Origin of the sequence: Variovorax paradoxus (assembly GCF_000834655.1) — a bacterium.
In the GTDB taxonomy this organism is placed as follows: domain Bacteria; phylum Pseudomonadota; class Gammaproteobacteria; order Burkholderiales; family Burkholderiaceae_C; genus Variovorax; species Variovorax paradoxus_F.
This window is the reverse complement of the sequence record NZ_JXQQ01000022.1, coordinates 1-18,757: the sequence shown is the minus strand read 5'-3', so window position 1 is coordinate 18,757 and position 18,757 is coordinate 1. Positions and strand designations below refer to the sequence as shown.

Sequence of the window (18,757 nt, the reverse complement as noted above, 5' to 3'; positions counted from 1 at the left end):
ACACCGCGGAACCGGCTTTGCCGGGCCGCTCGTGTCGCCCCCTGAAAGGAGGTTGGCGAAGCGACACGAAGTGCGCGAAGACCGGGGGTAAGTCTTGTCTCAGAACCGCACGACGATCTGCAACCCCGGGTTCGCGTTGCGCACGGTCAGCGAGCCGCCATGCGCCTCGGCGACCAGCCGGCACAGGTACATGCCCAGGCCGACCCCACCGGTGGCGCGCGCGCGAGCACCGTCGGTGCGATAGAAGGGTTCGGTCAGCCGCCCGAGCTGCGCTTCGTCGACGCCCGGGCCGAAGTCGCGCATCTCGAGCTCGACGCCCTGCACCCGGCCGTCCAGTACCGCGCGCAGCGACACGCACGGCGGCCGGGGCGCCTCGATGCTGTAGCGCATGGCGTTGTCCAGCAGGTTGCGCACCAAAAGGCGGATGCGCATGCGGTCGATCGAATGCGGCGGCAGGCCTTCGGCCAGGTCGAGGTGCACCATCTCGGCGCCGGGCATCTCGGCCACGATCTGGCGCACGAGCACCGCAAGGTCGACCGGCTCGCGCTGCAGCGCCGCATGCGGGCTCGCGAGACGTTCGCTCTCGAGCAGGTCGCTGATCAGGTCGCGCATCTCGTTCAAGTCGCGCAGCAGGGCCTCGCGCTCGGCCTGGCCCTCGGGCGTGGCGGGCAGAAGTTCGGCGTTGAGCCGGGCGCGGGTGAGTGGCGAGCGCAGCTCGTGGCTCAGCGCCAGCAGCAGGCCGCGCTTGGCATCGAGCATCGCCTGGATGTCGTCGGCCATGGTGTTGATGCGCTGCGCCAGGTCGCCCAGGTCGTCGTTGCGGCGCACTGGAATCGGCTCGGTGAACTCACCCCGGCCGAAGCGCTGCGCGCCTTCGCGGATGTCGATCAGCGGCCGCAGCAGGCGGCTTACGTAGGCATAGCCCAGCAGCACGCACGACAGCAGCAGGCCCAGCGTGGCCCAGCCGGTCGCGCGCGGCGCGAGCTGCCAGAGCTTGGGTGCCCAGCCGAAGATCACGCGGTGGCCGTCGGACGTCGGGCGGATGAACCACTTGTCGTTCCAGAGCGCCTCGTCGCGGTCGTGCATCCAGCCGCCGGGGCTGCTGTTGCCGCCGGGGTTGGAGTCCCAGTTGACCGTGGGGCCGACGATGCGGATGGTGATCGGGAGGCGCGCCACCAGCGCCTGCGCGCGCGCCACGTCGGGCGGCGTGCCGATCTCGGCGACGAGGCGGTCGGCGTAGTCCACCAGCATCGGCTTGGCGGCTTCGGCCCAGCCGGTGGAAAACGCCTTCTTCATACCGCCCATGAAAACACCGGCCATCACCAGCGCGAGCAGCACGAACATCATCACGAGGCGAATGCGCAGCGACCGGCGCCAGCGGCGCTTGCCCTGCACCTTCTCGTGCCACTGGGCGTGCCATTGCCTGCGCATTTCGGCGCGGCGGCAGGCCATCTGGCGCCACGCTTCGCGGTGGTCTCTTGCGCCAAACCTCATGCAGGCTCGCTGCGTGCGACGGCCAGCGCGTAGCCGGCATTGCGCAGCGTCTTGATGCAGTCCAGCGGCTCCAGCTTCTTGCGCAGGCGACTCACCACGATGTCGACCGCCCGGGTGTAGAGCTCGGCCTCGTGGCCGCGCAGGCGGTTCAGGATGTCGTCGCGGCTGAAGACCTTGCCGGGCTCGGCCGCCAGCAGCGCGAGCAGTTCGAACTCGGTGCCGGTGAGCTCGATGCGTTCGCCATGGCGCAGCACCTGGCGCCGGTCGAGATCGATCGAGAGGCCGTCGAACACGCGCAGTTGCGTGCCGTTGCTGCCGTTGCCGTTCGCCGCCGCCGGCGTGCTGCGCTGGCGCCGCAGGATGGTCTGCACCCGCGCCACCAGCTCGCGCGGCTCGAAGGGCTTGGGCACGTAGTCGTCGGCGCCGAGTTCCAGGCCCACCACGCGGTCCATCACCTCGCCGCGGGCGGTGAGCATCACGATGGGGATGTCGCTCTCCTTGCGGATCTCGCGGCACAGCGCGAAGCCGTCCATCTCGGGCAGCATCACATCGAGGATGGCCGCGTCGTACTGGCCGGCGCGCAGCTTGGCCAGGCCTTCGCTCGGGCGCACGGCGCTCTCCAGCGTGCAGCCGAAGCGTGCGAAGTAGGTGGTCAGCGGCGCGGCGAGGTGTTCGTCGTCGTCGATCAGCAGGATGCGCGGCATGGCGGGATTGTGCCTCCTGGCAAACATGTGGCGAATGACTTCGCTGGCCATCAGACCGGTCGGCATCGCACCGCCAAGGTCAGGCCCGTCGCGAGCATGGCGAGCAGCAGCGCGTGATAGACGACATCGGGCACCGTGCGCGGGCCGATGCCGAGCACGATGGTGAAAAGGCCGACCAGCGTGCCGGCGAGCGCAAAGCCCTGGCCGAAGATCGCGGCCGGCCGCGCGTGCGCGGGGCGCAGCCAGGTCTCGACCGAAGCGAGCACCAGCACGGTGGCGATCACCGCCTCGGCGATGCGGGCCTGCGGATGCGCGTGGCCCGCAACGAGGCGGCCTGCATGCACGATCGAGGCGACACCGAGCGTGAGCGCCTCGACCAGCATCCAGGCGCGCGCGACATGCGGGCGCATCACGGGGGCCGTGTCTTTCATCGTCACCATGGATCGGCGCGGCCGATGCGGCCCAGGTGCGTGAGGCCGAAGCCCGAGGCGTACTTCAGGCCGTAGCCCAGGGCACGGTCCAGGCCGAGGTGCGTGAACCAGATCAGCGCGCCAGCCACGGCCCACGGCATTGCCGCCAGCACGCCGAGCACGAGCAGCGCGACGGGACCGATGTACGAATGCGTCGCGTTGTAGAGCGCCGCGCCCACGCGCGGGCCCGCGAGGTAGCCGAGCAGCGACAGGTCGGGCACGAGGAGCCAGAGCGCGAACACGCCCCATCCGAGGCCGAACTGCGTGTAGGCGGCCAGCGCCGCGACCAGCACAACGGCGCCTTCGAGGCGCAGCAGCGTGCGAACGCCGCCCACGACCGCCTGCTCCCGAGACACCGTGGAACCGGCTTCGCCGGGCCACTGGTGTCGCCCCCTGGCAGGGGATTGGCGCAGCGACACGAAGTGCGCGAAGCCTGGGGGTGAGTCAAGCTCAGCCATGACGGCTCCAGCGACGTCCACCACGGTCCATGAAGTCGCGAACCTTTTGCTGTTGCGCGGCGTTCAGGCTGTCGAAGAAGTCTGCAGCGGCAGCGATGATTTCCGGACTGCCATTGCGCACCGCGGTGGTCTTTTCTTCGACGAGCCGCGTGGCACCCGCCTGGTCGAGCTTGTTGCCCGCGAACAGTGCCTTGAACTGCGAACGCGGATCGCCCGCGCCGCCCGCACCGCGCATCGCTTCGCGCTGCGCCTGCAGCTTCTCGGCCAGCACGGTGAGCTTCTGCTTTTGCGAGGCGTCGAGTTCGAGCTTGCTGCCCACGCGCTCGACCATCTTGCTGCGGAACTCGGCGCTGTCGCCGCCCCAGCCGTGACGTTGACCTGCACAGCCGGCAATGCTGCCAGCCACCATCGCCGCGCCGGCGAAACCGAAGAGAGTGCGCTTGATCCAGTGTTTCATGATGTTCCTTGCTCGCCCCCAGGCTTGCCCACTTCGTGTGGCCGCCAACCCCCTGCCGGGGGCGACACCGGTGGCCCGGCGAAGCCGGTTCCTCGGTGTCCCTGAAAAGGGGCATGGTTGATTAAAGTTTGCTGCTGTTGCTGCGCGCGGCTTCGGCGCGTGCGTCGACGGGGTTCTGCATGGTCGAGATGACCTTGCTGTTCACGCGCGAGCCCGAGGACACGTTCTGGTCGGGTGCCGCGGCGGTGCGCACGGCTTCGGCCACGACGCGGGCGCGATCGGTCGAAGCGGCCATGGTTTCGGCGCCGCGCGAGCCGCGCACGACGTTCTGGTTCGGGGCCGATGCGGTGCGCACGGCTTCGGCGCTGACTTCGGCGCGGCTCTTGGCCGACACGGCCGACTGCACGCCGTTGTAGCTCTCGGCCTTGGCGCCGGCGGCGGCGAGCATGACGAACGAGCCGACGGTGATGACTTGGGTCAGGGAGAGGGACTTCATGATGCAGGCCTTTCAGGGGTTGTTGAGGAGCCCTGATCGTGCTTGCGATGACGCAGCAAGTCCTTTCGCCGCGGTTTCGGCGTGTTTCGTTTTATTGCGGTGAGGCTTCTCGCTCGCCCCCAGTCTTCGCGCACTTGGTGTCGCTTCGCCAACCCCTGCCGGGGGCAACACCTGAGGGCCCGGCAAAGCCGGTTCCTCGGTGTTTCGCGAAGGGGCGGGCTCGCTGCGCTGCGCCGCCGCGGCCGTCAGCCCGTGAGCGCAGCCGCGGGGTCGTCCGACTCGAGTACTCCGCGCGCCCAGGGCTCCAGCTTGCTGGTGTCCGCGCGCAGCACTTCCTGCTTCACGGCCAGGATGCGCGAGGGATGCATCGAGAAGCTGCGCAGGCCCAGGCCAAGCAAGAGGCGGGTGAAGGCCACGTCTCCCGCCATTTCGCCGCACACCGCCACGCCCTTGCCCTGGCGGCGGCACTCGGCGATGGTGTCGGCCACGAGCTTGAGCACCGCGGGGTGCGCGGGGTCGTAGAGGTGCGCGACCGACTCGTCGGCGCGGTCGATGGCCAGCGTGTACTGGATCAGGTCGTTGGTGCCGATCGACAGGAAATCGAAGTGCTTGAGAAAGGTCTTGAGCGTGAGCGCGGCGGCCGGAATTTCGATCATGGCGCCCAGCTTCACGCTCCCGTACACGGCGCCGCGGTTGTCCAGCTCGGCGCGCGCGAAGTCGATCAGCGAGAGCGTTTGGCGGATTTCGCTCGCGTGCGCGAGCATGGGAATCAGCAGGTGGATCTCGCCGTGCGCTGCGGCGCGCAGGATGGCGCGCAGCTGCGTGAGGAACATCGCCGGATCGGCCAGGCTCCAGCGGATGGCGCGCAGGCCGAGCGCGGGGTTCAGGTGCTCCTGCTTGCTGCCGGACTTGTTCTCCAGCTGCTTGTCGGCGCCCACGTCGATCGTGCGGATGGTGACCGGCATGCCCTGCATGCCCTCGACCGCGCGCTTGTAGGCCTGGTACTGCTCTTCCTCGTCGGGCAGGCGGGTCTGGCGCGCCGACGATTCGCGGCCCATGAAGAGGAATTCGCTGCGAAAGAGGCCCACGCCCACCGCGCCCGCCTTGACGGCGCCCACGGTGTCCTCGGGCATCTCGATGTTGGCGAGCAGCTCGACGCGCTGGCCGTCGAGCGTCACGGCGGGCTTGTGGCGCAGGCGGGCAAGGCGACCGCGTTCGAGGTCCCCCTGGCGCTGCTTGAAGCCGTACTCGGCCAGGATGATCGGCGAGGGGTCGATGATCATCACGCCGGCGTCGCCGTCGATGATGACCCAGTCGTCCTGGCGCACCAGCTGGCTCGCGGTGCGCGCACCGACGATCGCGGGGATGTCCATGCTGCGCGCGACGATCGCGGTGTGCGAGGTGCGCCCGCCCACGTCTGTCACGAAGCCCGCGAACACGCTCTTCTTGAACTGGAGCATGTCGGCCGGCGAGAGGTCGTGCGCGATCAGCACGAGCGGCACATCGATGCCGTCGCCCGCGGTGGGATCGTCATCGTCGTCGTGCGTGGCGGCGCGCTTGCGGCGCGGCGGGCTGGGCGCGAGCACGGCGGCGGTGCCCTTCATGCGGTGCAGGAGGCGCTCGACCACCTGCTCGAGGTCGGCCTTGCGCTCGCGCAGGTACTCGTCCTCCATCTCGTCGAACTGGCGCGCGATGATCTCCAGCTGCGTGGTCAGCGCCCATTCGGCGTTGTAGAGCCGGTCGGTGATCCAGTGCTTGACGCCGCCGGTGAGGGCCTCGTCCTGCAGCAGCATCTGATGCACTTCGAGCAGCGCGGCGAGCTCGTGCGGCGCGTCGTTCGGGCCCATCTGCGCGACGCTGGTCTGCAGCTTGGCGAGCTCGTCGGCGACGGCGTTGCGCGCGGTGCGCACGCGGTCGATCTCGGTCTCGATCTCCTCGGGCTTGATGAAGTAGTGGGCGACGTCGATGCGGCTCGACACCACCAGCACCGCGCGGCCGATGGCAATGCCACGGGCGACAGGGAGGCCGTGGACTGCGAAGGTCATGGCTTCACCCCCCCCCGTCCGCCGCGAGCGCGAAGCGAAAGCGAATTCGGGAGATGCCGTCGAACCGGCTTCGCCGGGCGACTGGCATCGCCCCCTGGAAGGGGGTTGGCGTTTACACGAAGTGAAAAAGCCTGGGGGTGAGCCATTTCATTCGCCTTCGCCGAACTTGTCGTCCATCAACTGGACGATGGCGTTCATCGCTTCCTCTTCCTGCTGGCCGTTGGTCTCGAGCTCGACGGTGGAGCCCAGGCCCGCGGCCAGCATCATGACGCCCATGATGCTCTTGGCATTGATGCGGCGGTCGCCGCGCGAGAGCCACACCTCGCAGGGGTAGCTGCCTGCGAGCTTGGTCAGCTTGGCCGATGCGCGTGCGTGCAGGCCCAGCTTATTGCTGATGGTCACGGATTTCTTGATCACTGTGCTTTCTTTTTGCCTGGTTCTGGGGAGCCGCTACCGCCACTTGCATGACGCCCGCGGTCCCACCCGCAATGGCGCGCTGCACGAGGGTGTCGAGCGGTTCGTGGCGATAGGTGACGGCGCGCAGCAGCATCGGCAGGTTGACGCCCGCCACGAGCTTCGAATGAACGCCATCCACCAGCTTCTGCGCCACGTTGCAGGGCGTGGCGCCGAACACGTCGGCCAGCACCAGCACCTGCGAACGCGGGGCATGCAGTTGCTGCTGGAGCGTGATGCGGGCGGCGGCCAGCGTTTCCTCGGGCGACACGTTGGGCAGCACGTCGAGCGCGACGACGGCCTGCTCGCAATCGGGAAACACATGCAGCGCGCACTGCCGCAGCGCCTGCGCGAACGGGGAGTGGGCGATGATGAGGATGCTGTTCATGCGGCTCGGAGGACGACGCTTCGATTATGCGGGGCCGCCCAGGGGAAGTAGAGATACGACACAACGCGGCAGTCCACGAAATGGGACAGTGCGGCGTGGAGATCAGTTGCGGCCTCGGCTATCAGAACGATAGCAACCGCCACCGCCTTGGCTGGCAGGGCCCGCGTCATGGAAGGCGCAGGCCTTCGAAGAACGTCTTTGGCGCCTCGGGGGACGAGGGCTTGCCGAACACGGTGGCCTGGTAAAGCGCCACGGTGCCGTTTTTCTGCGATTGGGCGAACCAGAGCACCTGGACCGGCGCTGCGCCTTGCTTCGCCGGTTGGGCATCGAGCCGCACCGGGGCGGGCGTCGCCGTCGCCCGCTGCAGGGTGGCCGGGGCTTCCATCACCTTCGCCTCGCCCAATTGGCTGCGCGTGGCCGCGCGCCAGGCGTTGAGCCAGGCCTCGGCCTGCACCGGGCCGTCGGCGGAGGCGTGGGCGATGGCAAACGTCGCGCCGCCGGTCTCGCAGCCGGCCATGTCGACCTGCACGGATTCGGCGCCCAGCGGCAGCGCCCGGTTCGCGCGGTCGGGCTTGCACGGCAGGAGCGCGACCAGGCCCGCATCGGCGACCTGCACCTCGCGCCAGTTGAAGGTGGGGCTGCAGGCGGCGAGGAAGGCGGCGGCGGCAGTCAGCGCAAGCCAGGGGCGGGGAGCGAACGGTGGCATGGGGGAGCGATTATCGAGCCACGGGATACCCGGAAGGGCCCTCGCCAGCACGGTCGCGCGGGCAGAACTAGAATCGCGCCGCCTCACCCCCTCTCCCTCTTTCAGTCGCTGCCATGAAAAAATACATCGCTGCCGCCGCCGTCGCTCTTGCATTGGCCGTCGGCGTGGGCGTGTACCTCGGCTCCGGCAACACGGCGGCCCCGGCCTCCACCTTCGTGCTGCTGGACGGCAGCCAGAAAACAACCGCCGACCTGAAGGGCAAGGTCACCCTGGTCAACTTCTGGGCCACGAGCTGCGTGACGTGCGTCGGCGAGATGCCCAAGGTCATCGCGACCTACGACAAGTACAAGTCCAAGGGTTACGACACGCTGGCGGTGGCCATGAGCTACGACCCGCCGAGCTACGTGGTCAACTTCGCCGAAACCCGCAAGCTGCCGTTCAAGGTGGCGATCGACAACACCGGGAGCGTCGCGCAGGCCTGGGGCGACGTGAAGCTCACGCCGACCACCTACCTGGTCAACAAGCAGGGCGAGATCGTGAAGCGCTACGTCGGCGAACCCGATTTCGCCGAGCTGCACAAGCTCATCGAGAAGCTGCTCGCCGAGGCCTGAAGCTTCTTCTCCCCCATGAAAAAAGGCGCTACCAGGTAGCGCCTTTTGTTTTCTGCAACCGCTCTTACTGGTTGCGGAAGCTGTCGTGGCAGGCCTTGCAGCTCGCGCCGGTCGGGCCGAACTGGGCCTTGAGCGCGTCGATGTTGCCGGCCTTGGCCGCGACCACGAGCTTGCCGGTTTCCTCGATCAGCTTCTGCTGGCGTTCCTTGAACTTGGCGTCTTCCTTCCAGACTTCGGGCTTGGCCTTGCCGCCCTCGGTGCCAGGGCCGAAGGCGGCCCAGGGGAGCTTGGCCATCTCGGCCACGACTTCGGCGTTGGCTGCGGCAGCCGCTGCGTCGTAGGGAACCCGGCCATTGGCCATGGCGCCCAGTCGGCCGAAGTGCTGGCCCATCACGAACAGCGCGCTCTGCCGGTACTTGATGGCGTCCTCGGGCTTGGCGAACTGGGCTGCGGCGGGCAGGGACGTCGCAGCGCAGGCGGCTGCAAGGGCGAACGAGGCAAGTCGGGTCATCGTGGGTCCTTGTGTGGGTGGGCGACGCCGTCGAACGCGGCGCTGCGGCCGAGTGTAGGGGCAGCCCATGGCAGGCGTATAGCAACAACCCGAAGCAGCCTCGCGCCCGGACTTTGCTAATCTGCGCCTTCCGCAGCCTCGCGCATCCGCGCCCCCATCGATGACCGACACCTCCGTGGCCGCCCTCCAGGCGACCGCCAGCACCGCGGCCCGCACGCGTGTCTGGGACCTGCCGACGCGTCTTTTTCACTGGGCGCTGGCCGTCGCCGTGCTCGGCCTGATCGGAACCGGCCTCGGCGGCATCATGGAATGGCATTTCCGCCTCGGGTACACGGTGCTTGCGCTGCTGCTGTTCCGGCTTCTCTGGGGCTTCGTGGGCGGGCGCTGGTCGCGCTTTGCGGCGTTCATCTACGCGCCGGGCTCGATCGTCAATTACCTGCGTGGGCGGGCGCATCCGGACCACCTGATCGGGCACACGCCGCTGGGGGCGTTGTCGGTGTTCGCGGTGCTGGCGATCCTGGCCTTCCAGGTCGCCACCGGACTGATGGCCGACGACGAGATCTCCGCTTCCGGGCCCCTCACCCGCTTCGTCTCGGGGGCGGTCGTGAGCTTCTCCACGGGCTGGCACAAGGCGCAGGGCAAGTGGATCGTGATCGCGCTCGTGAGCCTGCACGTGCTGGCGGTGCTGTTCTACGTGCTGGTCAAGCGCCATCGCCTGCTGCGGCCGATGGTCTCCGGCGACAAGCTGGTCTCGAGCGCCAACGGCCAAGTCGCCGAAAGCCGCGACGATGCGGCCTCGCGAGGGCTGGCGCTGGTGCTGTTCGCGCTGTGCGCGGGCGTGGCGTACTGGGTGGCGTCGCTGCGCGTATGAGCTCTTCGGTTTCACGCCCCCTGCCGCTGGCGGACACGCCGGTCGTCGTGCTGCTCACCCCCGATGAAGCCCATGAGATCGATGCGACGCGCGCGATCTTTCGCGACTACGCCGCCTCGCTGAACATCGACCTGGACTTCCAGGATTTCGACGGCGAGCTGGCCGACCTGCCCGGCGAATACGCCGAGCCGCGCGGCACGCTGGTGCTGGCGCTCGTGGACCCGGCGAACGTCAAGGAAAATGCGGGCCGGCAGGCTCCGACGTTGCAGCGCGCCGATGGCACCGTGGCGCACGTGGCAGGCTGCTGCGCCCTGCGCCCGCTCGACAACGCGGACTATGCAAATGCGGCGGAGATGAAGCGGCTGTTCGTGCGGCCCGGCTTCCGGGGGCTCGGCTTGGGCCGGCAGCTCGCCGAGGCGATCCTGGACGCCGCGCGTGCCGCAGGCTACGGCTGCGTGCTGCTCGATACGCTCGACGACATGGAATCGGCGCGGGCACTCTACGAAGACCTGGGCTTCGTGGAGGTGCCGCCCTACTATCACAACCCCATCGCCGGGGCGCACTACCTCAAGGCAGATCTCTGACCGGTCAGCCGCGGGCTTGCGCGAGCAGCGTGTCCGCGTCGCTGACTTCGAACTTGCCCGGTGCCTCGACGTTGAGCGTCGCGACCTTGCCGTCCTTCACGAGCATCGAATAGCGGTTGCTGCGCAGGCCCATGCCGCGGCCCGCAAGGTCGAGCGTGAGACCGGTGGCCTTGGCGAAATCGGCGCTACCGTCGGCGAGCATGCGCACCTTGGCGCCGGTCTTCTGGTCGCGCGCCCAGGCGCCCATCACGAAGGCGTCGTTCACGCTCACGCACCAGATTTCGTCCACGCCGGCGGCCTTGAAGTCGTCGAAGTGCTGCACGTAACCCGGCACGTGCTTGGCCGAGCAGGTGGGCGTGAAGGCGCCGGGCAATGCGAACAAGGCGATGGTCTTGCCGGCCGAGGCCTTGCTCACGTCGACGGCGTTCGGGCCGATGCTGCAGCCTTCGCCTTCCACTTCGGAATATTCCTGCAGGGTTGCCGAAGGAAGGGTGTCACCGACTTTGATCATTGAATGCTCCTGAAAAAGAAAAACGGCCCACATTGTGGGCCGTTTCCGGTTGAGTCGTTCGACTCGGCGATCAGACCAGCACGGCCTTCTCGACCAGGCGGGTCACGACCCAGTTCTTGGTCTTCGAGATCGGACGGCTTTCCGTGATCTCGATGGTGTCGCCCAGCTTGTACTCGCCCTTTTCGTCATGGGCGTGGTACTTGCTCGTCTTGGCCACGATCTTGCCGTAGAGCTCGTGCTTCACACGGCGCTCGACCAGCACGGTCACGGTCTTGGCACGCTTGTCGCTGACCACCTTGCCGATCAAGGTGCGCTTGAGGGATTTTTTAGCTTCCGTCATGTTCACTCCTTACTTGGCGGCTTGGGTTTCTTGCTGCTTCTGCGCAAGAATGGTCTTGGCGCGCGCGATGTCGCGGCGCGTCACGCGCAGCGTCGAGGTGTTCGACAGCTGTTGCGTGGCTTTCTGCATGCGCAGACCGAAATGGGCCTTCTGCAGGTCCTTGATTTCGGCTTCGAGGCCTGCGACGTCCTTCGTGCGCAGGGTTGCAGCCTTGGTCACCTTGGCCGGAGCCGCGGTTTCTTTTTTCTTACGTGTTGCCATGGATGTTCTCCTCTCAGGCGCCGAGCTGGCGAGCGACGAACGTCGTGCGCAGCGGAAGCTTGGCGGCGGCCAGGCGGAACGCTTCGCGGGCGAGTTCTTCGGGCACGCCGACGATCTCGAACACGATCTTGCCAGGCTGGATTTCAGCGACGTAGTACTCGGGGTTGCCCTTACCGTTACCCATCCGCACTTCGGCGGGCTTGGTAGAGATCGGCTTGTCCGGGAACACGCGGATCCAGATACGGCCACCGCGCTTCACGTGACGCGAAATGGCGCGACGAGCGGCTTCGATCTGGCGTGCCGTCAGGCGGCCGCGGTCGGTGCATTTGAGACCGAAGTCACCGAAGGCAACCGAGTTGCCCCGGGTTGCGATGCCGGTGTTGCGGCCCTTTTGTTCCTTGCGGAACTTTCTGCGTGCAGGTTGCAGCATTTTTAATACTCCGTAGTTCTAAGACCGATCACTCGGTCTTGGCACCGTCAGCTGCTGCAGCTGGCGCGGCTTTGCGGACGCGCTTAACGGCGGGTTTCGAGTCTGCACCCGGGGCAGCGGGAGCTGCCCCAGTGGCTTCTGCGGGCTTGTCGCTGCCATCGGCCGGCGCGGTGTTGCCACCGATCGGGCCACGGCCACCGGCGCGGGGGCCGGGACCACGACGGTCGCCACCCGGACGGTCGCCAGGGCGACCATCACGGCGGGGACCACGCGGGCGGCGCTCTTCGTCCGGACGCGGCGTCTCGACGGCCGGCAGGTCGTTGCGACCCAGCGTGTCGCCCTTGTAGACCCAGACCTTGACGCCGATGACGCCGTAGGTGGTCTTGGCTTCCGAGGTGCCGTAGTCGATGTCGGCGCGCAGGGTGTGAAGCGGCACGCGGCCTTCGCGGTACCACTCGGTACGTGCGATTTCGATGCCGTTCAGGCGGCCAGCCGACATGATCTTGATGCCCAGGGCACCCAGACGCATGGCGTTCTGCATGGCGCGCTTCATGGCGCGGCGGAACATGATCCGCTTCTCGAGCTGCTGCGTGATGCTGTCGGCGATCAGCTGCGCATCGATTTCGGGCTTGCGCACTTCTTCGATGTTGACCGCAACCGGCACGCCGAGCTGCTTGCCCAGTTCGCGCTTGAGGTTCTCGATGTCTTCGCCCTTCTTGCCGATCACGACGCCCGGACGTGCCGAGTAGATCGTGATGCGAGCGTTCTTGGCGGGACGTTCGATCATGACGCGCGAGACCGAAGCGTTCTTCAGCTTCTTCTTCAGGTATTCGCGAACCTTGATGTCTTCGGCCAGCATGCCCGCGAAATCGCGGTCGCTTGCGTACCAGCGGCTGGACCAGTTACGGGTGACCGCAAGGCGGAACCCGGTTGGGTGGATTTTCTGTCCCATATTTCTTCCAGGCCTTCTTAGTTGCCAACCGTCACGTACACATGGCACGTGGGCTTGCTGATGCGATTGCCGCGACCCTTGGCCCGCGCCGTGAAGCGCTTGAGCGTTGCACCTTGCTCGACGTAGATGGTCTTGACCTTCAGCTCGTCGATGTCGGCACCGTCGTTATGCTCGGCGTTGGCGATTGCCGACTCGAGCACCTTCTTGATGATCACAGCGGCCTTTTTCTGCGTGAACTGCAGAACGTTGAGCGCTTGATCGACCTTCTTGCCGCGGATGAGGTCCGCGACCAGACGGCCCTTGTCGACCGAGAGGCGGACACCGCGGAGGACTGCACGTGTTTCAGACATGGTCGTTCCTTACTTCTTCTGGACTTTTTTGTCCGCGGGGTGCCCCTTGAACGTGCGCGTGAGCGCAAATTCGCCGAGCTTGTGGCCAACCATCTGGTCGGTGATGTACACAGGCACGTGTTGCTTGCCGTTGTGCACGGCGATGGTCAGACCGATGAACTCGGGCAGAACCATCGAACGACGCGACCAGGTCTTGATCGGCTTCTTGTCCTTGGTCGTCACGGCCTTGTCGGCCTTGGCCACCAGGTGGTGGTCGACGAAAGGACCCTTTTTGAGAGAGCGAGTCATGGGCTATCCCTTACTTCTTGCGACGCGACACGATGAAGACCTGCGTGCGCTTGTTGTTACGGGTGCGATAGCCCTTGGTCAGGTTGCCCCATGGGTCGACAGGGTGGCGGCCTTCGCCAGTCTTGCCTTCGCCACCACCGTGCGGGTGGTCGACCGGGTTCATCACCACACCGCGAACGGTCGGGCGAATACCCATATGACGCTTCACGCCGGCCTTGCCGAGTTGGCGCAGGCTGTGCTCTTCGTTGGCCACTTCGCCGATGGTTGCGCGGCATTCGATGTGGATGCGACGCACCTCACCCGAACGCATGCGGACCTGGGCGTAGACGCCTTCGCGAGCCAGCAGCGTGGCCGACGTACCGGCCGAACGCGCGATCTGCGCGCCCTTGCCGGGTTGCAGTTCGATGCAGTGGATCGTCGAGCCGACCGGGATGTTGCGGATCGGCAGGGTGTTGCCGGCGCGGATCGGGGCTTCGGCGCCCGACAGCAGCGTTGCACCGGCTTCAAGACCGCGCGGGGCGATGATGTAGCGGCGCTCGCCGTCGGCGTAGCAGACCAGAGCGATGTGGGCGGTACGGTTCGGGTCGTATTCGATGCGTTCGACCTTGGCCGGGATGCCGTCCTTGTTGCGCACGAAGTCGACAACGCGGTAGTGGTGCTTGGCACCGCCGCCACGATGACGGATCGTGATGTGACCGTTGTTGTTACGGCCGGCCTTCTGGAACTGGGGTTCCAGCAGGGCTGCGTGAGGAGCACCCTTGTGCAGGTGGTCACGCGAAATCTTCACCGCGCCGCGTTGGCCCGGCGAAGTGGGTTTCATCTTGATGACGGCCATGATTAAGCGCCTTCCCCGACGAGGTTGAGCTCTTGACCGGGCTTGAGCGTCACATAGGCCTTGCGAACGTTGTCGCGGCGGCCGATGGACTTGCCAAAGCGCTTGGTCTTGCCCTTGGTGTTGAGCACCGACACGCCCTGGACTTCGACCTTGAACATCAGTTCGACAGCGGCCTTGATCTCGGGCTTGGTGGCGTCTTGCAGCACCTTGAAAGTGACAGCGTTCGACTTCTCGCCGACCATCGTTGCCTTTTCGGACACGATCGGGGCGACCAGCACCGCCATCAGGCGGCCTTCTTCGAACGTACGTTCAGCGGCGGTAGGGTTCACGCGGCTCATGCGAACATCTCCTTGAGCTTGTCGACGGCACCCTTGGTGACCAGCACCTTCTTGTAGTGAACCAGCGACACCGGATCGGCGTAACGGGGTTCGACCACGAGGATGTTGACCAGATTGCGCGAGGCAAGGTACAGGTTTTCGTCGACTTCTTCGGCGATCACGAGCACGGACTCGAGATTCATTGCCTTGAAACGGGCTGCCAGCGGCTTCGTCTTGGGCGAATCCACGGTCAGCGAATCCACCACGGCCAGACGGCCTTCGCGAGCGAGCTGCGAGAAGATGGCGGCCATGCCGGCGCGATACATCTTCTTGTTGATCTTCTGCGAGAAGTTTTCGTCAGGCATGTTCGGGAAAATCCGGCCACCCCCGCGCCACAGCGGCGAGGACGTCATACCGGCACGGGCGCGGCCCGTTCCCTTTTGCTTGAAAGGCTTCTTGGTCGAGTGCTTGACCTGTTCGCGGTCCTTCTGGGCGCGCGTGCCTTGGCGGGCGTTGGCCTGGAATGCAACGACGATCTGGTGGACCAGGTCTTCGTTGTAGTCACGGCCGAACACGGTCTCGGGGGCGTCGTACTTCGACGCAGCCTGGCCTTGTTCGTTCAGGAGTTCGAGTTGCATTACTTCGCTCCTTCAGCCGCTTGCGGCTTGGCCTTGATGGCGGGACGCACGGTGACGAAGCCACCCTTCGAACCCGGGATCGCGCCCTTGATGAGCAGCAGTTGACGCGCTTCGTCGATGCGGAACACGTCGAGGTTTTGCGTGGTCTTGGTCACATCGCCGAGGTGACCCGTCATGCGCTTGCCGGGGAACACGCGACCGGGGTCTTGTGCCATGCCGATCGAGCCGGGAACGTTGTGCGAACGGCTGTTACCGTGCGAGGCGCGTTGCGAGCTCATGTTGTGGCGCTTGATCGTGCCTGCGAAGCCCTTGCCGATGGAAGTGCCTTGCACGTCCACCTTCTGGCCCACGGAAAACACGCTGCCCGCTGCGATCACGCCGCCAGCCTTGTGCTGACCTGCGGTTTCTGCGGTAACGCGGAATTCCTGGATGATTTCGCCTGCTTCGACACCTGCCTTGGCAAGGTGGCCGGCTTCGGGCTTGGTCACGCGCGATGCTTTGCGCGAACCGAACGTCACCTGCAAGGCGACGTAGCCATCGGTCTCTTGGGACTTGATCTGGGTCACACGGTTGTTGGACACATCCACCACCGTGACAGGAACTGCGTCCCCGTCATCGGTGAAGAGACGCATCATCCCCACCTTGCGGCCCAGCAACCCGAGGGAGTTGCTCAGACTCATTTGTTTTCTCCAAAAAATGGAAGCTCCCTTCGCCGCTGCCACTTCAATTGGCGACAGCGTTTGGCTGGTTGCCCAGCCTGCGGAAGGAGGTTGATAAATCTCTGCTCGAACTACATCCCTACGGACGCACCAAGGGCAGAGCCAGCGATTATAGCCCGCGATGCGGGCGCCGTGCAAGCGGTGTTCGGGGCTGGATTTTGAGGCGCGATCCAGCTCGTTTCGACCGCTTTCTGCCTATTTGGCAGGCATCGTGATGATGTTTTCCCCATCCGGCGTGGATTTCAGCTCGCCCGAGGACTTCAGCGCCGGGGCTGCCGCGCCCGTCTGGATGGGAATGGAAACGGCGCTCGTGGCGCCCTTTTGCGTGATGAAGACATTCAGGTACGCGAGGCCTTCGCGCTCGCTCACGACGGTGACGGTCGCGGAGGTGCGCCTCGCCACCGGCAGCGCCAGCGTGTCGCTGCCCGAGATCGTCAGGCCGGCATCGGCGCTGAAACGCACCGTTGCACCGTCCGGATCGGTCACACCGCCGAACTGCAGCACGACGGGCGTGCCGCGGCCCAGCTGAGGCACGGCATCAAGGCGGAACTGCAGCGTCACGCCAGAGTCATTCGGCTTCCGCGCGGCGGTCGTCATGGGCGCCTCACGATGCACGGTGGATTTGCCATGACGCACACCTGGCACGCCGTCGGCCATGGCCGGTGCCGACAACGTGACGAGGGCGAGGCAAGCCATGGAGATCATCGGGCCTGATCGGATGTTCATGACGGCCTTCCCTACTGAATGGTGACGTTGAAGCATGTCGATGCCCCGGAATTGTTGAGATCGCTGACCGCCAGAACGTACTCGCCGGCACCCAGACTGACCTTGTTGCTCGACCGGGAGACCAGGCCGCCCCGGAAGATATCGAAGTCTGGATTTGCACCTGCGGGGCCGCCGTTGACAGTGAATTGGTAGTCGCGATTGGCAGGCGCGTTGAATCGAAGGTAGGCGAAGCTGCCGAGCTTGTTGTCGTCGCCCTCGATGTTGGACACGCAAGCCTGGCTCGGCGCACCGCCCACCGTCGCGAGTCGGTACATCGGCTGCACCACGTTCGGAATCGCCGGCAAGCCCCCGCTGTTCGTCTCGCTCTCGCCATAGGGGTCATTGGCGGCCGTGCTGATGTTCTGGCCACTCAGCAACCCGGCCAGCGCCGAAGCGCTCCCTGGCGACGTCGAATTGAACGCCGCAGTGAATGGATGGATCGACGAAACAGGTGCGCCGCTGCGGAACAGGATGCCCGTCATCGCGTCGTGGATCGGCTTGAAGCCGACCTGCTGGTTCAGATTCCAGAAGATGGACTGGATCGAGCCCTCCCGGTACCAGCCCGGATTGGTCGCCGGGCCCACCGCGAGATTCACGTTTCCGCCCCTGGCCTGTTGGGCGCCCACCGAATCCACATAGTTGTTGCGGCCGAGCGCAATGCCTGACCAGCCGTTGCCCCAACCCTCCGAAAACGCGAGTCGCCGGTCGACCCGTTCGTCCAGCGAGTGGGAGCCACCGGGCGAGTCGTCGCGGCTGAAAGCCGACTGGTAGTAGTGCCCCCATTCATGCGCAATCACGGGCGAATCGTATTCGTCGGTGTCGACGTTCTCCTTGCCCAGCACGTAGATCTCGCGACCGGTGCTCCGATTGATGAAGAACGTGCTGCCGATCTGGCCTGCAGCGACGCTGCCGCCGGCCGGCGCGTTGTTGGGACTCCAGAACACGCGCAAGACAGGGAATGCGGTAGCCGGTGCCACCGACAACACTTTCTGCATCGCCGTATAGACGGTGTCGAGCACCGCGAACGGTGCAGCCACGCGCTGGCTGGTGTAGCTGGAGCCACCCCAGCCGGACCCGGCGCGCAGATCGCGCGTCGATGCAGCGGCACCGGAGGAAAAGGCCGACGACTGCATGGAGTACAAGGCACTGCTCTGCGTGTTGTCGCGCACGCTCACGTCCCAACTTGGTCCGGCGCCAGTACGTGTCAGCTGCGCCCTTACGCGCACGACGATCGATGTGTTTGCAGGCACGGAGACCGAATACGCGCCACTGTCGTCGGTGGTGCTCACCGCGAGTTGCGCGGACGAGGTCGCGTCGAGCACCTCGAGCATTGCGCCACGCACCGGCTTGGCTGTCGTCGATGCGTAGACAAGAGGGCCGCTCGTGTTCGGAACGGATTCATACGTTGCCGTGCCAGTCAGGGTGACCGAACTTCCCAGCGGCGGCAGGATGGGAAATCCTCCTCCTCCTCCGCCGCCTCCTCCCCCACCACCGCAGCCCGCCAGCAGTACGGCGGCAATGCATGACGCGCCCAACGCAAAAGAGAACTTGTGACTCATAGCTTGTGCTGCCCTCGTTTCAGCCGCGGCCGATGCTTGAAAGAATTAGCGGTGCGTGAGGATGCCATAGCCGCACCACAAAAAACAAAGCCCGCCTGCATTTCTGCAGGCGGGCTTTGTCAAAACGCGACGCTAGGAGTTCTTACTGTTTACTGCAGCTTGATCTCGACGTCCACGCCAGCCGGCAGGTCGAGCTTCATCAGCGCGTCCACGGTCTTGTCGGTCGGGTCGACGATGTCCATCAGGCGCTGGTGCGTGCGGATCTCGAGCTGGTCGCGCGACGTCTTGTTGACGTGCGGCGAACGCAGGATGTCGAAACGCTTCATGCGGGTCGGCAGGGGCACGGGGCCCTTGACGATCGCGCCGGTGCGCTTGGCGGTGTCAACGATTTCGGCAGCCGATTGATCGATCAGCTTGTAGTCGAACGCCTTGAGGCGGATGCGGATTTTTTGCTTGGTAGCCATGATGTTTCCTTTGCGTCCGGCTTAGATGTCGAGGATCTTTGCCACGACGCCCGAACCCACGGTGCGGCCGCCTTCACGGA

Annotated in this window: 28 protein-coding genes; 3 read left to right on the top strand and 25 right to left on the bottom strand. The window is 65.9% G+C overall.

What is annotated here, in order from left to right; translation table 11 throughout:
- Positions 1–99: 99 nt before the first annotated feature.
- The 10 genes from RT97_RS10500 to RT97_RS10455 all read right to left on the bottom strand — a co-directional run bounded on the left by RT97_RS10500 (position 100) and on the right by RT97_RS10455 (position 7,671).
- Positions 100–1,494 (bottom strand): HAMP domain-containing sensor histidine kinase, encoded by a 1,395-nt coding sequence (locus RT97_RS10500; protein ID WP_042578723.1) that lies wholly within the window; start codon positions 1,492–1,494, stop codon positions 100–102.
- Positions 1,491–2,198: a response regulator transcription factor gene (locus RT97_RS10495; RefSeq protein WP_042578722.1), complete on the bottom strand. Its 708-nt coding sequence runs from the start codon at positions 2,196–2,198 to the stop codon at positions 1,491–1,493. The genes RT97_RS10500 and RT97_RS10495 overlap by 4 nt, the downstream gene beginning before the upstream one ends.
- A gap of 50 nt (positions 2,199–2,248) precedes the next feature.
- Positions 2,249–2,629 (bottom strand): hypothetical protein, encoded by a 381-nt coding sequence (locus RT97_RS10490; protein ID WP_253278203.1) that lies wholly within the window; start codon positions 2,627–2,629, stop codon positions 2,249–2,251.
- A gap of 2 nt (positions 2,630–2,631) precedes the next feature.
- On the bottom strand, positions 2,632–3,126 hold the full coding sequence (locus RT97_RS10485; RefSeq protein ID WP_042578721.1) for a DUF4260 domain-containing protein: 495 nt from the start codon (positions 3,124–3,126) through the stop codon (positions 2,632–2,634).
- A complete protein-coding gene (locus tag RT97_RS10480; RefSeq protein WP_042578720.1) occupies positions 3,119–3,583 on the bottom strand; it encodes a Spy/CpxP family protein refolding chaperone in 465 nt (154 codons plus the stop codon). Before RT97_RS10480 ends, RT97_RS10485 begins: the two co-directional genes overlap by 8 nt.
- A 121-nt stretch (positions 3,584–3,704) precedes the next feature.
- The gene (locus RT97_RS10475; RefSeq protein WP_042578719.1) at positions 3,705–4,079 is read right to left on the bottom strand and encodes a hypothetical protein; all 375 of its coding nucleotides are present in this window, start codon (positions 4,077–4,079) and stop codon (positions 3,705–3,707) included.
- Between the two features lie 245 nt (positions 4,080–4,324).
- Positions 4,325–6,124 (bottom strand): phosphoenolpyruvate--protein phosphotransferase, encoded by a 1,800-nt coding sequence (gene ptsP, locus RT97_RS10470; RefSeq protein ID WP_042578718.1) that lies wholly within the window; start codon positions 6,122–6,124, stop codon positions 4,325–4,327.
- Between the two features lie 147 nt (positions 6,125–6,271).
- On the bottom strand, positions 6,272–6,541 hold the full coding sequence (locus tag RT97_RS10465) for an HPr family phosphocarrier protein (RefSeq protein WP_013543930.1): 270 nt from the start codon (positions 6,539–6,541) through the stop codon (positions 6,272–6,274).
- Positions 6,510–6,965, bottom strand: a complete 456-nt coding sequence (locus RT97_RS10460; protein WP_042578717.1) for a PTS sugar transporter subunit IIA — start codon at positions 6,963–6,965, stop codon at positions 6,510–6,512. The genes RT97_RS10465 and RT97_RS10460 overlap by 32 nt, the downstream gene beginning before the upstream one ends.
- A 166-nt stretch (positions 6,966–7,131) precedes the next feature.
- Positions 7,132–7,671: a hypothetical protein gene (locus tag RT97_RS10455; RefSeq protein ID WP_042578716.1), complete on the bottom strand. Its 540-nt coding sequence runs from the start codon at positions 7,669–7,671 to the stop codon at positions 7,132–7,134.
- Between the two features lie 113 nt (positions 7,672–7,784).
- On the opposite strand from RT97_RS10455, the gene RT97_RS10450 reads away from it, so the two are divergent.
- On the top strand, positions 7,785–8,282 hold the full coding sequence (locus RT97_RS10450) for a TlpA disulfide reductase family protein (RefSeq protein WP_042578715.1): 498 nt from the start codon (positions 7,785–7,787) through the stop codon (positions 8,280–8,282).
- A 64-nt stretch (positions 8,283–8,346) separates the two neighbouring features.
- Here RT97_RS10450 and RT97_RS10445 read toward each other — a convergent pair whose 3' ends face one another.
- Entirely contained in the window at positions 8,347–8,793 is a 447-nt protein-coding gene (locus RT97_RS10445; RefSeq protein ID WP_042578714.1) for a c-type cytochrome, read from the bottom strand.
- Positions 8,794–8,953: 160 nt separating this feature from the next.
- On the opposite strand from RT97_RS10445, the gene RT97_RS10440 reads away from it, so the two are divergent.
- Together RT97_RS10440 and RT97_RS10435 are read left to right on the top strand one after the other, a co-directional pair.
- Positions 8,954–9,664, top strand: coding sequence for a cytochrome b/b6 domain-containing protein (locus RT97_RS10440; protein WP_042578713.1), 711 nt, complete (start codon positions 8,954–8,956; stop codon positions 9,662–9,664).
- The gene (locus RT97_RS10435; protein WP_042578712.1) at positions 9,661–10,248 is read left to right on the top strand and encodes a GNAT family N-acetyltransferase; all 588 of its coding nucleotides are present in this window, start codon (positions 9,661–9,663) and stop codon (positions 10,246–10,248) included. The genes RT97_RS10440 and RT97_RS10435 overlap by 4 nt, the downstream gene beginning before the upstream one ends.
- 4 nt (positions 10,249–10,252) lie before the next feature.
- On the opposite strand, the gene RT97_RS10430 is transcribed toward RT97_RS10435, so the two are convergent.
- The 14 genes from RT97_RS10430 to rpsJ all read right to left on the bottom strand — a co-directional run bounded on the left by RT97_RS10430 (position 10,253) and on the right by rpsJ (position 18,677).
- A complete protein-coding gene (locus tag RT97_RS10430) occupies positions 10,253–10,759 on the bottom strand; it encodes a peroxiredoxin (RefSeq protein WP_042578711.1) in 507 nt (168 codons plus the stop codon).
- 70 nt (positions 10,760–10,829) lie between these two features.
- Complete coding sequence (rpsQ, locus tag RT97_RS10425) at positions 10,830–11,099, bottom strand: 30S ribosomal protein S17 (RefSeq protein ID WP_015867662.1); 270 nt, start codon at positions 11,097–11,099, stop codon at positions 10,830–10,832.
- A 9-nt stretch (positions 11,100–11,108) separates the two neighbouring features.
- Positions 11,109–11,318 carry a 50S ribosomal protein L29 gene (gene rpmC / locus RT97_RS10420; RefSeq protein ID WP_042578710.1) on the bottom strand — a complete coding sequence of 70 codons (210 nt, stop codon included), beginning with the start codon at positions 11,316–11,318 and terminating at the stop codon, positions 11,109–11,111.
- Positions 11,319–11,373: 55 nt separating this feature from the next.
- Positions 11,374–11,790 carry a 50S ribosomal protein L16 gene (gene rplP / locus RT97_RS10415; protein WP_021012789.1) on the bottom strand — a complete coding sequence of 139 codons (417 nt, stop codon included), beginning with the start codon at positions 11,788–11,790 and terminating at the stop codon, positions 11,374–11,376.
- A 28-nt stretch (positions 11,791–11,818) separates the two neighbouring features.
- Complete coding sequence (gene rpsC, locus RT97_RS10410; protein WP_042578709.1) at positions 11,819–12,742, bottom strand: 30S ribosomal protein S3; 924 nt, start codon at positions 12,740–12,742, stop codon at positions 11,819–11,821.
- A gap of 17 nt (positions 12,743–12,759) precedes the next feature.
- A complete protein-coding gene (gene rplV, locus RT97_RS10405) occupies positions 12,760–13,092 on the bottom strand; it encodes a 50S ribosomal protein L22 (protein ID WP_007838134.1) in 333 nt (110 codons plus the stop codon).
- A 9-nt stretch (positions 13,093–13,101) separates the two neighbouring features.
- Positions 13,102–13,380, bottom strand: coding sequence for a 30S ribosomal protein S19 (gene rpsS, locus RT97_RS10400; RefSeq protein ID WP_007838132.1), 279 nt, complete (start codon positions 13,378–13,380; stop codon positions 13,102–13,104).
- A 10-nt stretch (positions 13,381–13,390) separates the two neighbouring features.
- Positions 13,391–14,215, bottom strand: a complete 825-nt coding sequence (gene rplB, locus RT97_RS10395; RefSeq protein WP_042578708.1) for a 50S ribosomal protein L2 — start codon at positions 14,213–14,215, stop codon at positions 13,391–13,393.
- Positions 14,216–14,217: 2 nt separating this feature from the next.
- A complete protein-coding gene (rplW, locus tag RT97_RS10390) occupies positions 14,218–14,553 on the bottom strand; it encodes a 50S ribosomal protein L23 (RefSeq protein WP_007838129.1) in 336 nt (111 codons plus the stop codon).
- A complete protein-coding gene (rplD, locus tag RT97_RS10385) occupies positions 14,550–15,170 on the bottom strand; it encodes a 50S ribosomal protein L4 (protein WP_013543942.1) in 621 nt (206 codons plus the stop codon). The genes rplW and rplD overlap by 4 nt, the downstream gene beginning before the upstream one ends.
- Positions 15,170–15,850, bottom strand: coding sequence for a 50S ribosomal protein L3 (gene rplC / locus RT97_RS10380; protein ID WP_013543943.1), 681 nt, complete (start codon positions 15,848–15,850; stop codon positions 15,170–15,172). The genes rplD and rplC overlap by 1 nt, the downstream gene beginning before the upstream one ends.
- A 234-nt stretch (positions 15,851–16,084) precedes the next feature.
- Positions 16,085–16,615 (bottom strand): hypothetical protein, encoded by a 531-nt coding sequence (locus tag RT97_RS10375; RefSeq protein WP_042578707.1) that lies wholly within the window; start codon positions 16,613–16,615, stop codon positions 16,085–16,087.
- A gap of 11 nt (positions 16,616–16,626) precedes the next feature.
- Positions 16,627–18,213 (bottom strand): hypothetical protein, encoded by a 1,587-nt coding sequence (locus RT97_RS10370; RefSeq protein WP_042578706.1) that lies wholly within the window; start codon positions 18,211–18,213, stop codon positions 16,627–16,629.
- 149 nt (positions 18,214–18,362) lie between these two features.
- Positions 18,363–18,677: a 30S ribosomal protein S10 gene (gene rpsJ, locus RT97_RS10365; protein ID WP_007838118.1), complete on the bottom strand. Its 315-nt coding sequence runs from the start codon at positions 18,675–18,677 to the stop codon at positions 18,363–18,365.
- Positions 18,678–18,757 lie beyond the last annotated feature (80 nt).

What these genes read in the sequence shown, in the direction of transcription:
- RT97_RS10500 (WP_042578723.1), bottom strand. Translation starts at nt 1,494, where the DNA reads ATGAGGTTTGGCGCAAGAGACCACCGCGAAGCGTGGCGCCAGATGGCC.
- RT97_RS10495 (WP_042578722.1), bottom strand. Translation starts at nt 2,198, where the DNA reads ATGCCGCGCATCCTGCTGATCGACGACGACGAACACCTCGCCGCGCCG.
- RT97_RS10490 (WP_253278203.1), bottom strand. Translation starts at nt 2,629, where the DNA reads ATGAAAGACACGGCCCCCGTGATGCGCCCGCATGTCGCGCGCGCCTGG.
- RT97_RS10485 (WP_042578721.1), bottom strand. Translation starts at nt 3,126, where the DNA reads ATGGCTGAGCTTGACTCACCCCCAGGCTTCGCGCACTTCGTGTCGCTG.
- RT97_RS10480 (WP_042578720.1), bottom strand. Translation starts at nt 3,583, where the DNA reads ATGAAACACTGGATCAAGCGCACTCTCTTCGGTTTCGCCGGCGCGGCG.
- RT97_RS10475 (WP_042578719.1), bottom strand. Translation starts at nt 4,079, where the DNA reads ATGAAGTCCCTCTCCCTGACCCAAGTCATCACCGTCGGCTCGTTCGTC.
- ptsP (WP_042578718.1), bottom strand. Translation starts at nt 6,124, where the DNA reads ATGACCTTCGCAGTCCACGGCCTCCCTGTCGCCCGTGGCATTGCCATC.
- RT97_RS10460 (WP_042578717.1), bottom strand. Translation starts at nt 6,965, where the DNA reads ATGAACAGCATCCTCATCATCGCCCACTCCCCGTTCGCGCAGGCGCTG.
- RT97_RS10455 (WP_042578716.1), bottom strand. Translation starts at nt 7,671, where the DNA reads ATGCCACCGTTCGCTCCCCGCCCCTGGCTTGCGCTGACTGCCGCCGCC.
- RT97_RS10450 (WP_042578715.1), top strand. Translation starts at nt 7,785, where the DNA reads ATGAAAAAATACATCGCTGCCGCCGCCGTCGCTCTTGCATTGGCCGTC.
- RT97_RS10445 (WP_042578714.1), bottom strand. Translation starts at nt 8,793, where the DNA reads ATGACCCGACTTGCCTCGTTCGCCCTTGCAGCCGCCTGCGCTGCGACG.
- RT97_RS10440 (WP_042578713.1), top strand. Translation starts at nt 8,954, where the DNA reads ATGACCGACACCTCCGTGGCCGCCCTCCAGGCGACCGCCAGCACCGCG.
- RT97_RS10435 (WP_042578712.1), top strand. Translation starts at nt 9,661, where the DNA reads ATGAGCTCTTCGGTTTCACGCCCCCTGCCGCTGGCGGACACGCCGGTC.
- RT97_RS10430 (WP_042578711.1), bottom strand. Translation starts at nt 10,759, where the DNA reads ATGATCAAAGTCGGTGACACCCTTCCTTCGGCAACCCTGCAGGAATAT.
- rpsQ (WP_015867662.1), bottom strand. Translation starts at nt 11,099, where the DNA reads ATGACGGAAGCTAAAAAATCCCTCAAGCGCACCTTGATCGGCAAGGTG.
- rplP (WP_021012789.1), bottom strand. Translation starts at nt 11,790, where the DNA reads ATGCTGCAACCTGCACGCAGAAAGTTCCGCAAGGAACAAAAGGGCCGC.
- rpsC (WP_042578709.1), bottom strand. Translation starts at nt 12,742, where the DNA reads ATGGGACAGAAAATCCACCCAACCGGGTTCCGCCTTGCGGTCACCCGT.
- rplV (WP_007838134.1), bottom strand. Translation starts at nt 13,092, where the DNA reads ATGTCTGAAACACGTGCAGTCCTCCGCGGTGTCCGCCTCTCGGTCGAC.
- rpsS (WP_007838132.1), bottom strand. Translation starts at nt 13,380, where the DNA reads ATGACTCGCTCTCTCAAAAAGGGTCCTTTCGTCGACCACCACCTGGTG.
- rplB (WP_042578708.1), bottom strand. Translation starts at nt 14,215, where the DNA reads ATGGCCGTCATCAAGATGAAACCCACTTCGCCGGGCCAACGCGGCGCG.
- rplW (WP_007838129.1), bottom strand. Translation starts at nt 14,553, where the DNA reads ATGAGCCGCGTGAACCCTACCGCCGCTGAACGTACGTTCGAAGAAGGC.
- rplD (WP_013543942.1), bottom strand. Translation starts at nt 15,170, where the DNA reads ATGCAACTCGAACTCCTGAACGAACAAGGCCAGGCTGCGTCGAAGTAC.
- rplC (WP_013543943.1), bottom strand. Translation starts at nt 15,850, where the DNA reads ATGAGTCTGAGCAACTCCCTCGGGTTGCTGGGCCGCAAGGTGGGGATG.
- RT97_RS10375 (WP_042578707.1), bottom strand. Translation starts at nt 16,615, where the DNA reads ATGAACATCCGATCAGGCCCGATGATCTCCATGGCTTGCCTCGCCCTC.
- RT97_RS10370 (WP_042578706.1), bottom strand. Translation starts at nt 18,213, where the DNA reads ATGAGTCACAAGTTCTCTTTTGCGTTGGGCGCGTCATGCATTGCCGCC.
- rpsJ (WP_007838118.1), bottom strand. Translation starts at nt 18,677, where the DNA reads ATGGCTACCAAGCAAAAAATCCGCATCCGCCTCAAGGCGTTCGACTAC.